6 protein-coding genes are annotated in these 12,006 nt (G+C 72.9%); 2 read left to right on the top strand and 4 right to left on the bottom strand.

Going from position 1 to position 12,006, the window contains the following annotated elements; translation table 11 throughout:
- The first annotated feature begins 628 nt into the window (after positions 1-628).
- Both ABEB03_RS43030 and ABEB03_RS43035 read left to right on the top strand, forming a co-directional pair.
- Positions 629-1,642 (top strand): LacI family DNA-binding transcriptional regulator, encoded by a 1,014-nt coding sequence (locus ABEB03_RS43030; RefSeq protein ID WP_345658543.1) that lies wholly within the window; start codon positions 629-631, stop codon positions 1,640-1,642.
- Between the two features lie 604 nt (positions 1,643-2,246).
- Positions 2,247-4,298: a glycoside hydrolase family 31 protein gene (locus ABEB03_RS43035; protein ID WP_345658544.1), complete on the top strand. Its 2,052-nt coding sequence runs from the start codon at positions 2,247-2,249 to the stop codon at positions 4,296-4,298.
- Between the two features lie 57 nt (positions 4,299-4,355).
- Here the strand turns inward: ABEB03_RS43035 and ABEB03_RS43040 are convergent, their stop codons facing one another.
- From ABEB03_RS43040 to ABEB03_RS43055, 4 genes are read right to left on the bottom strand one after another with little or no spacing between them, the layout of a single operon-like run.
- Positions 4,356-5,072, bottom strand: coding sequence for a glycoside hydrolase family 12 protein (locus ABEB03_RS43040; RefSeq protein WP_345658545.1), 717 nt, complete (start codon positions 5,070-5,072; stop codon positions 4,356-4,358).
- A gap of 42 nt (positions 5,073-5,114) precedes the next feature.
- Positions 5,115-7,655: a glycosyl hydrolase family 95 catalytic domain-containing protein gene (locus ABEB03_RS43045; protein WP_345658547.1), complete on the bottom strand. Its 2,541-nt coding sequence runs from the start codon at positions 7,653-7,655 to the stop codon at positions 5,115-5,117.
- Positions 7,652-9,637, bottom strand: coding sequence for a beta-galactosidase (locus ABEB03_RS43050; protein WP_345658548.1), 1,986 nt, complete (start codon positions 9,635-9,637; stop codon positions 7,652-7,654). Before ABEB03_RS43050 ends, ABEB03_RS43045 begins: the two co-directional genes overlap by 4 nt.
- A complete protein-coding gene (locus tag ABEB03_RS43055) occupies positions 9,637-11,868 on the bottom strand; it encodes a 1,4-beta-glucanase (RefSeq protein WP_345658549.1) in 2,232 nt (743 codons plus the stop codon). The genes ABEB03_RS43050 and ABEB03_RS43055 overlap by 1 nt, the downstream gene beginning before the upstream one ends.
- Positions 11,869-12,006 lie beyond the last annotated feature (138 nt).

Consider the following 12,006-nt stretch of genomic DNA (forward strand, 5'->3'; position numbering starts at 1 on the left):
GCGAATAGGGATCTTGGGGCCGTTCATCGCTGATCAGCATCGATCACTACCGACCGGTGCTACTCGATCGTATGTACCCGATCCGGGGTGACCCCACCAGTCCTCGCGCGGCGTTCGGCCGGTACGCGTCCCCGGGTTCGGGGCCGGCGCGCCGTGTCCGTGCCGCCCTGGACGGGTGCCGTCCGCGATGTTGCGTCAGGGGGCCATTCGGGGGAACGTCTGCACAGGCCACCGAGCGGCTGCTCCGTCCTTCCCGGGGCGCCGGGCAGCCTCCCGGGATCTCTTCGAGAAGGCCGCCCGGGATCCCGCGGGACGGCAGACCTCGCGGACTGCCGGGGAACGTCCGGGACCGCGCCTCGCAGGCCGCCGGGGAACGTCCGGGACCGCGCCTCGCAGGCCGCCGGGGAGCGTCCGGGACTGCGCCTCGCGAGGAGTCGGGGAGCGCCCGGGTCCGCGGCCCGCGGCCCGCCGGGGAGCACCGGGGATTCCCGTCGCCGGAATTTCGTTGTCGAAGCGCTTCGACAGCCTATGGACACACCATCTCCACCGGGCTACTGTCGAGCCACCCTCACTCACCTGTCCGCAACACGCGCACTGTCGAAGCGCTTCACAAAGCTTGGAGAGCTGGATGGTCACCCTCGCCGAGGTCGCCCAGCACGCCGGAGTCTCGGCGAGCACGGTGAGCTATGTCCTCAGCGGCAAGCGGTCCATCTCCGCGAACACCCGGCAGCGGGTCGAGCAGAGCATCCAGGAGCTCGGCTACCACCCGAACGCGGGCGCCCGTGCACTGGCGAGCAGCCGGTCCAACATCATCGCGCTGATGGTTCCGCTCCGCACCGACATGTACGTACCCGTGATGATGGAGATCGCCATCGCGGTGGCGACGACCGCCCGCAACCACGGGTACGACGTCCTGCTGCTCACCGGTGAGGAGGGCCCCGACGCGGTCCGCCGGGTCACCGGCAGCGGGCTCGCCGACGCGATGATCCTGATGGACGTCGAACTCGACGACGAGCGGCTGCCACTGCTGCGCGAGACCGACCGGCCGTCCGTGCTCATCGGTCTGCCCGCCGACACCTCGGGGCTGACCTGCGTCGACCTCGACTTCGGTGCCACCGGCGCGCTGTGCGCCGAGCATCTGGCGATGCTGGGGCACCGTGACATCGCTGTCATCGGCGAGGCGCCCGCCGTCTACGAACGGCACACCGGCTTCGCCGAACGCACCCTCGACGGGCTCCGGTCCCGGTCGCGGGAGCTGGGCCTGCGCGTGCTGCACCGCCCCTGCGAGGGCGGGTACGACGCGATGGCCGTGACACTCGCCCGGATCCTCGACGAACGCCCGGCCACCACGGGTTTCGTCGTGCAGAACGAGTCCGCCGTGGAACCGCTGCTCGCCCTGCTGCGCCAGCAGGGCCGGGCCGTGCCCGAGGACGTGTCGGTGATCGCGATCTGCCCGGACCAGGTCGCCACGCAGGCCTCGGTGCGGCTGACCTCGGTCGCCATCCCCGCACAGGAGATGGGCCGGCACGCCGTCGAGCAACTGATCGCCAAGCTCGACGGACACGGTGAGGACGAAGTCGCCCTGATCGCACCGGAGTTGACGGTACGGGCGAGTACGGGTCCGGCGCCGTCCGCTTCCTGACCCCGCGCGGGCCGGCCCGGGACGGCGTCCGGGCACCGCGCGGCTCCCCGGCTCGGGGGTCCCCTCCCTCGCAAAGGGGCCCGGGCGTCGGGCCCCGGACGGCTCCCGGGCTCGGGCGCAGCACCGGGCTGCTCCCCGCTCAGGGGTGTTTCACCGAACAACTCCCGCACTCGGGACCGGGATCCGGAACGGGACCGGGCTCCCGGACCGAGGCCGAGACCCGGAAGCCCCGACCCGGGACGGGCCGGTCGTCGGTTCCGGTTGCGGAGTGTGTCCGTCCGTCCCCGGAGACGGACGGACAGGCACCGGCGGCGCGGCCGGGGCCGCCGTGTGGGCAACCGGCCCGCCCCTGACCGGCGGGCCCGAGGCGCCATCGCACCGACCACGCCCGTCAGGGCACGGGACCGGCTCCGGCCGCGTCCCCGAAGAACGGGACCGGCAGCAGCCGGTTCCCGAAGGCATCGGACGGCCCCCGCCGCTCCCCGAGTCCACGTACCGCGCAACCGCCCTGGTCCGTAAGGGCGTTGCGGTAGCCCCGTCTGCCCCGGCGGCCGTCACGGCCGCTCCGGGTTCGTCGTCACTCCTTCCTTCAGGAGCACTCCACGTGAATCAGCCTGCCGAAAACCAGACCCAGTCGAGCTCGGTCAGCCTCGCGCAGTCCTCCCCGACCGTCGGCACGTTCCGCGAGCGGGACGGCGCGCTGGAGTGGAGCGGACGCCAGGAGACCGTCCGCATCGAACCATGGGGACCGGACGCGGTCCGGGTCCGTGCGCACCTCGGCGGACCGCTCCTCGAAGCCCTCCCGGGCGCGCTGCTCGACGAGCCGCCGGCCACCGAGAGCACCGTGAAGATCCTCGACGGCGAGGGCCGGCTGACGGTGGGCGCGCTGACCGTCGAGGTCGACGCCGAGGGCCTGATCCGCTTCGTGCGCACCGCGGACGGGGGCGAACTGCTCGCCGAGGAGCGCGCCCACTTCTGGTGGCCCGGCTCCCGCCTGTACACCCCGACCGGGAACGGCCACCACCGTCTGGAGCAGCGGTTCGCCGCGTACGAGGGCGAGAAGCTGTACGGCCTCGGACAGCACCAGCACGGGCTGCTGGACCAGAAGGGCGCGGTCCTGGACCTAGTCCAGCGCAACGCCGAGGTCACCATCCCGGTGCTCACCTCCAGCCGCGGCTACACCCTGCTGTGGAACAGTCCGGCGATCGGTCGTGTGGAACTCGCGGACAACGGCACCCGATGGGTGGCCGACTCGGCCCGTCAGATCGACTACTGGATCACGGCGGGCGCCCCGGCCGACGCCCAGCGCCGCTACAGCGCCGCCACCGGCCGCACACCGATGCTGCCCGAGTGGGCGGCCGGGTTCTGGCAGTGCAAGCTGCGCTACCGCACGCAGGACGAACTCCTCGCCGTGGCGCGGGAGTACAAGCGTCGCGGTCTGCCCCTGGACGTCATCGTGTGCGACTTCTTCCACTGGACGCACCTCGGCGACTGGAAGTTCGACCCGGCCGAGTGGCCGGACCCGGCCGCCATGCAGCGGGAGCTGTCCGAGCTGGGGGTCGAGCTGGTGGTCAGCGTCTGGCCCTCGGTCTCGCCGCTCTCCGAGAACCACCAGCTCATGGAGCAGCGGGGCCATCTCATCGGCACCCAGTACGGGCCGATGGCGCACGCGGACTGGCCGGACAAGGGGGTCGCGTCCACCGTCCAGGTGGCCTTCTACGACGCGACGAACCCCGAGGCGCGGGACTTCCTCTGGTCGCGAGTGAAGGACAACTACCTGGACCCGTACGGGATCAAGGCCTTCTGGCTGGACGCCTGCGAGCCGGAGCTGAAACCCGGCTTCCAGGAGAACCTCCGCTATCACGCCGGGCCCGGACTGGAGGTCGGCAACCTCTATCCGCGGGAGAACTCCCGCACCTTCTTCGAGGGCCTGCTCGCCGCCGGCCGCACGGACATCGTCACCCTCAACCGCTCTGCGTGGGCGGGCAGTCAGCGCTACGGGGCGGCCCTCTGGTCGGGCGACATCGGCGCGGACTTCCCGACCCTGCGCCGTCAGATCGCGGCGGGTCTCAACACCGCGCTGTCCGGCATCCCGTGGTGGAACACCGACATCGGCGGCTTCCACGGCGGGGATCCGGACGACCCCGCGTACCGCGAGGTCATGGTCCGCTGGTTCCAGTTCGGCGCGCTGTCCCCGCTGATGCGTCTGCACGGCTTCCGCGACCCGGGCATGCCGCTGGGCCCGGACATGACCGGCGGCCCGAACGAGGTCTGGTCGTACGGCGAGGAAGCCGGCGCGATCATGGAGAAGTACCTGCTGCTGCGGGAACGCCTGAAGCCGTACGTGCTGGACGTCATGCGGCAGGCGCACGAGGAGGGGCTGCCGGTGATGCGCCCGCTGTTCCTGGAGTTCCCCGACGACCACGCCGCCTGGTCGGTGGACGACGCGTACCTCTTCGGCCCCGATCTGCTGGTCGCGCCGGTGCTCACGGCGGGGGCGACCGCCCGTACGGCGTACCTCCCGGCGGGGGCCCGCTGGACGGACGCGTGGACCGGCGAGACGTACGAGGGCGGCGCGGCCGTGACGGTCGACGCGCCGCTGGACCGCATCCCGCTGTTCCTGCGGGACGGGGCACGGCTGCCCGTGGCCGGGTAGTCCGGCAGCCGAGTGCGGCCGGACCCCGAGGGGACCGGCCGCACTCCCCCGAGCGGGTCAGCTGCTGCTGACCGTCAGATTGTCGGCGGCGAAGTCCAGGCCGCCCGAGGACGAGGTGATCTCGAAGCCGAACTGCACGTCGCCGATCGTCTCGCTGCTCGACATCCAGCCCTTGGTGTTCGCGATCCACTTCAGGATCGGGAGGATGTCGATGGTGCCGGAGGTGGAGTCCGAGCTGCGCAGGAACGAGAAGACGTCGTTCGAGCCGTTGTTGCCCTTGTAGACGGTCCAGGTGTTGCCGCCGAGGGTGAGCGTGCCCTGGGAGGTGCCGAGCGCGCCGACGGCACCGTTGTAGTTGACCCAGAGCATGGTCTCGTAGTCGTAGTCGGTGTCCCAGATGTCGTACGACGTGTTGTACGCGCCGGAGGACGGGACGGTGACGCTGTAGGTGCTGGTGAGGGAGGACAGCCCCGAGATCGTCCTGCCGACGTACTTCTTGGAGTTGGGGTAGGACTTGATGCCGCCGGTGTCGGGGTGGTTCGCCCATACGCCCCAGCTGGTGCCGGAGTTGGCCCAGATGCACTGGCTGCCGGCGCCGGAGCCCCAGATGTTGTTGTAGAGCGTGTAGCCGTTCAGCGTGGTGTTGCCCCACTGGTCGCAGGAGGACCAGACGGCGGCCTGGGCGGGGGCGGAGGCGAGGCCGACCGTGGCGCCGAGCGCGAGCGCGGGGGCGATGAGGGCCTTGGTGATCCTCTTCAGTGTGCGAAGTGCCATGGTGTCCCTTCCATGGGTGGGGGGAACTGCGGATTCACTCGGTCACTGCGGCCCCAGGGTGAGGACGCAGTCTTCGCCGGCGCTCAAGGAGAACGGTCGCGCGCCGGTGGAAGTCCTGAGGTCGACGCGGCAGGAACGGCCCGGTCTCACCAGCGCCGTCGCTCCCGCGGGGCTCCAGGCGAGGTCGACCTCGGCCCCGAACCTCGTGCGGATGCCGCGGAGTTCACCCGCGGGGAGCGTGGCGGGGAGCGCGGGGAACAGGACGAGCCGCCGCGGGGTGGACTGGATCAGTGCCTCGATGAGCACGGCCGGCAGGGTGTGCGCGGCGTCGGCGTTGTAGACGTGCCGCTTCGGGTAGTGCCCGCTCATCAGGGAGACGTGGAAGAAGTCCCCGCCGAGGACCTCGTGCAGCGCCCGGGTCACTCGGCCGGCGTCCCCGAGGCGGGCGGCCACCAGGGCGTGGTGGAGGTGCCCGTGCGCGGAGTCGTTCTCGGAGCCGCGCAGTTCGAGGGCCCGGCGGGCCGCCGCGGCGAGTCCGGGGGTGTCGTACGGGGTGATCTCGTCGAGCGGCCAGACCCCGTAGAGGTGGCTGAGGTGCCGGTGGTCGTAGCTGTCGTCGAGGCCGGGCCGGGCCCATTCGGCCAGCGCGCCGTCGGCGTTGACGCGGTGCGGCGGCAGCCGGTCGGCGAGCGCGCGCCAGCGTTCGGCGGCGGGTCCGGGGTGGTAGTCGGCGGCGGTGCGCAGTGCGTGGCGGGCCGCGGAGAGGTCCATGGCGGAGTTGACGGTGATCCAGCCGGCGTTCGCGGGCCGGTTCTCCGGGGAGTACGACGGGACGATCACGATCCGGCCGTCGTCGTCGCTGCGGGTGAGGAAGTCCTCGTAGAAGAGGGCCACTTCGGCGAGTGCCGCGGCCAGGCGGGGGTCGCGGGCGCCGCGTGTCTCGTCGTGGTCGACGAGCGGCTTGAGGAGCCAGTCGGCGCCGGCGGTCCACACGTGCAGCGGGTACTCGCGGCTGAGGTGGTAGAGGTGGCCGGACTCGCCGTCGGTGTGTGCGGGAGCGACGACGCCCCGGGTGCCGTACACGGCGCGCGCGTTGTCGCGCCACTGGGGGATCTGGGCGTGGATCAGTGCGGCATGCGCCTCGGTGACCTCCGGGAGCGCCGCCGCTGCCGCCGACGCGGTCTGGAGGTTGAGGTTGGCGTCCGTGGTGAACGCCCCGGACCAGGCGGTGTCCCAGTCGCCCGTCCACAGCCCGGTCAGTCGGGGCGGCAGGGTGCCGGCCGCGGACAGCAGGTGGTGGCGGCCGGCCGCGAAGAGCCGCTCCAGGAGAGCGGGGCTTTCGGGGCGGCGGATCAGCTCCGAGCCCTGCAGGGCGCGTTCGGCGGGGTCGGCGCGCAGGTCCAGCGTGACCCGCCGGTAGGCGGGGCGGTGCAGCGCGATGTGGCGGGCGAGCAGCCGGGCGTACGCGTCACCGCCGTCCGGCGCGGCATCTTCCGTCCGGTGCCGGTCCTGGTCACGGCGCCCGTGGCGGACTTGATCCCGGTCCCGGTCGCGCTCCCCGTCCCCGTGGCGGACCTGGTCCCGGCGCCCGTCCCGGTCCCGATCGTCGGGCCGCTCCGGATCGTCGTGGCTCTCGTCCGGGAGCAGCAGGTCGCGCAGCGCGCGGGCCTCCGCCGCCGCGTCCAGTTCACCCGTGTGCCGCCTCACCCGCGTCAGCAGGAGGACCGAGCGGGCGCCCTCGATCCGGACGCCGGGCAGCGCGGTCCGGGTCCGGCCGCCGGAGACGACGACGAGCGTCACCCCGGTGTACGCGCGGTCGCTGTCGGGGTAGCGGGCCCGCAGGGTGAGTACGGCGCCCTCGCCGGTCAGGACCGTGCCGTGCCCCACCGCGAGGCCTGCGGGGGCCCCGGGCAGCCGGTGGTCCAGGGTCACGTCGACGGTGAGGTCCGTGTCGGTGACGTACTGGACGACGACGTCGTCGGCGCGGGAGACGAAGACGTCGCTGCGCCAGCCGCCGCACACGGCGCCGACGACGCCGGTGGTGAAGTCGGCCTCGCGCCGGTAGGCCTGCCACCGCGCGGCCGGGCGGCGCAGCCGCACCTGGAAGGCGGGGTGGAAGGGCTGCACCCACAGCAGCGGGCGCCCGTCGGTGAAGTCCTCCCCGGCCGTGACGTCTCCGGCCAGCAAGCGGTCCTGAAGCTCCGTGAGACGGTCGGCGAGCGCCGGGGGCCGGGCGTCCGCGCTGCCGTTCGGCCTGACCAGGCGGTGATGGTTGACGATGATCCGGTCGGCGTTCGGATCCCCGAACACCATGGCGCCGTGTGTGCCGTTCCCGCTCAGGAAGGCGTCCTCCCAGCGGGCGGCGGGCAGCGGCTCCCAGGTGCCGTGGACGGGCCCGGTGCGGTCGCTCGTCCCGGGCACGGAGGAGGCCGGGTCGCCGTCGCGCCCGCTGGTCCGCCGGGCACCATGGCCCGAGCCGTGCGCGGACCCACTGCTGTCGCGCGTGCGGCCGATCGCGGACCCACTGCTGTCGCGCGTGCGGCCGATCGCGGACCCGCTGCTGTCACGGGTGGGGCCGGTCATGGCTGGAGCACCACCGCTCCGTGGCGCTCCAGCAGCACCGAGCCGGTCACAAGGTCGCCGGTGAGCAGGTCCCGATGGCGGCCCGGCACCTCGACCGTGACCGCGTCGGGCCGGTGGTTGAGCAGGAACAGCAGCGCGCCGCGCCGGACGGCCTCGACTCCGTCCGGAAGGCCTTCGAGCACCGGGCGCAGGCCGGCACGGTCCGCGACGCCGGTCAGCAGGGCCCGCAGCGCGTCGGGTTCGGGCAGGGTGGAGAGGTACCAGGCCGTGCCCCTGCGCAGCACCGCGGGCAGCCCGTCCAGTTCGCCGCCCTTGTACCCGGCCTCGACGACCGCGTCGTCCTCGGCCTCCAGCTCCTCGGACCACAGCGTCCCGCGAAAGCCGTCGCACTCGGCGCTCTCCCCCGCGTCCAGCGGCCACCACTCGTGCAGCGTGCGGATGCCGAAGAGCTCGCGGAGCCGGGCGTCCATGCCGCCGGGCCGGACCCGGTCGTCCTCGTCGGCGACACCGGCGAGGAAGCCGCAGACGAGGGTGCCGCCGTCGCGTACGTGGGCGAGGAGGTTGTCGATCGCGGCGTCCGTGAGCAGGTAGGGCTGCGGGGCGACGACGAGCCGGTACGCGGACAGGTCCTGCTCGGGGTGCGCGAAGTCCGTGGTGAGGTGTGCCTCCCACAGGGCGCGGTGCCAGGCCCGCAGGACCTCGGGGTAGTCGACCTCCTGGGAGAGGCGGCCGTCGTGTTCCCCCGCCCACCAGGAGTTCCAGTCGTGCAGCACGGCGACGTCGGCGGTGATGCGGGTGCCCGCCACCTCCGGGCCGATCACGGCGAGTTCGGCGCCGAGCTGCCTGACCTCCTGGAAGGTGCGCCCCCGCTCCCCCGCGTGGCCGACCATCGCCGAGTGGAACTTCTCGGCGCCCTGCCGGGACTGGCGCCACTGGAAGTAGCAGACGGCGTCGGCGCCGCGCGCCACGGCCTGGAGGGACCACAGCCGGTTGAGGCCGCGCGGCCTCGGGTGGTTGACGCCGCGCCAGTTGACCGCTCCGGCCGCCTGCTCCATGAGCATCCAGGGGCCGCCCGCCGCCTGGGAGCGCGTCATGTCCTGGACGAGCGCCCCGTACTGGGCGCCGAGGGGGTCGCGCGGGTCGGGATAGAGATCGACCGAGACGACGTCCTCCTCCCGGGCCCACCGCCACGCGTCCTGTCCCGCCCACAGGGGCATGAAGTTGCTGGTGACCGGGATGTGCGGGGTGTGCCGGCGGACGATGTCCCGCTCGGCGACGAAGCACTCCAGCAGCATGTCGGAGGTGAAGCGGCGGAAGTCGAGCACCTGCGTCGGGTTCTTCATGTAGTGGGCGTGGCGGGGCGGGAGGATCTCGCTCCACCGGTCGTAGCCCTGGCCCCAGAAGGCCGTGCCCCAGGCGTGGTTGAGGGCGTCGAGGGTCTGGTATCTGTCCTGGAGCCAGCGACGGAAGGCGGCGGCCGCCTCGTCGCCGTAGTCGTAGGTGCAGTACTCGTTGTTGATGTGCCACATCGTGAGGGCCGGGTGGCCCGCGTACCGGGCGGCCAGGTCGTCCGTGATGGCGGCGGCGTATCTGCGGTAGACGGCGCTGGAGTGCGAGAAGTGCTGGCGGGAGCCCCACCATTCGGTGCGGCCCTCCGCGTCGCGGGGCAGGGTCTCGGGGTGCAGGCGGCCCATCCACGGCGAGGGCGAGGAGGTGGGGGTGGCGAGGACGACGCCGACGCCGTGGTCGTGCATCAGGTCCATCAGCCGGTCGAGCCAGCCGAACTCGCGTGCCCCGGGACGTGGTTCGAGCTTCGCCCAGGAGAAGACGCCGAGGGTGACGGAGTTGACGGCGGCCTCCTTCATGAGGCGGACGTCCTCGTGCCAGGTTTCTTCGGGCCACTGCTCGGGGTTGTGGTCGCCTCCGAAGAGGATGCGGCCGCGGGTCGCGTCGGCGAGGCTCGGCCGCTGGTGTGCGCGCATCAGACCGGGTCTCCGTACTGGATGCCCCGGCCGTTGGTGCCGAGGTACACGCGGCCGTGGATACGGGGGTCGCCGGTGACGACCTCACCGGTCCAGCCCCACTGGTGGGCGTCGTCGTTGATCCGGATCCAGGTCCGGGCGGTGTCGTCGGAGCGGAGGACCGCGGTGCCCGGCCCGGTCGAGCCGACCTGGTAGAGGGCGGGGTAGTCCGCGCCGTCGGCCGCCTTTCCGAAGCCGAGGGTGTACGAGGCCCAGCAGCTGGTCACCTTGTCGAAGGCCGTGCCGCCGTCGGTGGAGCGGTACAGCCCGTTCCACTTCAGGCTCAGCCACAGGTCGCCGATGCGTCCCGGCGCCGCGGCCAGCCTGAACTGGTCGTCCCCGGAAGGCAGTCCGCCGGCGCGGGCACCGAAGGAGCTGCCGCCGTCCGTGCTCGTGTACAGCGTTCCCGTGTCCGTGTCGTACGCGTAGAACACGGTCGGGTCCACCGGGTCGGCGACCGGCGTGGCGCCCTTCGGGAAGGAGGGGACCTCGGCCCAGGTGGCGCCGCCGTCCGTCGAGCGGTGCGCCGCGTACTTGGTGCCGTCCCAGTGGACGAAGGACCACAGCAGGACGCCGCCGTCGGCGCTGACGGCGATCGGCCCCGGCGCGTCCTTGCCGAGGGCGGGCTGCGCCGGGAAGGGTGTCCAGGTCCGCCCTCCGTCGTGGGAATGGGCGCCGTTTCCGTTGTCGCCCCAGCCCGTGCGGACGACGTACGACGGCTCTGCCGCGGCCTGTGCCAGTCCCGTCGCCGTGCCGGACACGGGGTTCGTGGCCATGCCGCGCGAGGGGGACGCCGTGAGCCGCTCGTGGTGGAGGACGCCGATGTCCCCGACTCCGCTGATCAGATGCGCCGCGCCGGACGGGGGCGAGATCAGCAGGCGCACGGCCGACTCCTCCAGGCCCCGGATCTGCGGCGCCCAGTGCCTGAGGTCGCGGGTGGCGTAGAGGGTCGCTCCGGTGCCGTACACGACATGCCCGGAGTCGTACGGGTCGACGGCCACCGCCTGGATCCACCAGCCGAACTTGGGGGAGTCACCACCCCACTTGAGGTAGGGGGTCTCGGACACGTCGAGGACGGCCGTGTCCTTCAGGGAGGTCCAGGTACGGCCGCCGTCGGTGGTCCGGAACACGGTGTCGCCGTCCGCCCAGCGGTTGTTGGTGGACACCACGGCCGTGCCCGCCCTGCGGACGTCGGCCGCGATCCCGCCGTAGGCGAACGTGTCCGCCGAGCCGTCGGCCGTGGTGCCGCCCGGCCGGACGGGGGTCACCTCGGTCCATGTTCCGGTGGCGGTGCGCAGCTTGTGCACGCTGCCGTCGGTCTGGCCGTTGGGGCCGGGCGCGTCGCCGTACGTCACGTACAGCTCCCGTGTGTGCGGGTCGTACGCGGCGCGGAGCGGGATCCTGGCGGAGCTGCCGGCGGGCTGACCGGGGACGGCTTCCCAGCGGGTGCCGTCGGCCGTGCGGTAGAGGTTCGGCGTGCCCGGGGTGCCGTCGCCGTCGCCCCAGCCGGCGTAGACGGTGCGCCCGGCCGCGGCGAGGAACGTGACGCCCTGTCCGGTGGGGCTCGCCTTTGCCGGGAAACCGGTCGCGGCGGACCAGGTGGCCCCCCGGTCGGTGGACCTGAGCAGCCCGTCGTGCCGGGTGCCCAGCCACAGGACGGAGCTGTCGCGAGGATCGACGAGGAGGCGTTCTCCCGTGCCGCGCCCGTCCTCGTTGGCGCCGAGTTTCACGGACAGGTCGGTGCGCGCCCAGGTGCTGCCGCGGTCCTCGGAGCGCAGGACGGCGCCGTTGCCCGCCCAGGACTGCGCGTAGGTGCCGACGGCGAGGTACAGGCGGTCCGGGTGGGCGGGGTCGACGGCCAGTGCCTCCACGCCGAGCAGGTTCCAGTCGTCCCAGCCGAGGTGGTCGGTCAGCGGCGTCCAGCGGGCCGCCCGGTCGTCCCAGCGGTAGGCGCCGCCGATGTCGGTGCGGGCGTAGGCGAGACCGGGTACGGCGGGGTGGAAGAGGACACCGGTGACGAAGCCTGTGCCGCCGACGACGACGTTGCGCCAGCGGTACGGCGCCGGGTCCGCGTCGGCTCCGTCCGTCGGACCGCCCGGCGTCGCCGCGGCGACGCCGGGCATGGCGGCGACCACAGCCGCGGCGGCACTTCCGGCAAGCACAACTCGTCTGCCCGGTCGGGGCGTACGCATGACACACCTCGTTCGTGAAGGAGGAGAAGAGACATGGAAGGCACCGATCAAGGGCGGCAAGGGCAGCACCGTCAGGGGCGCGGGGAACTGCGCGACCGGCCACGACGCACCCGCGCCGGAAGGACGACCGGACCACCC

This window comes from Streptomyces siamensis (genome assembly GCF_039543605.1).
In the GTDB taxonomy this organism is placed as follows: Bacteria; Actinomycetota; Actinomycetes; order Streptomycetales; family Streptomycetaceae; genus Streptomyces; species Streptomyces siamensis.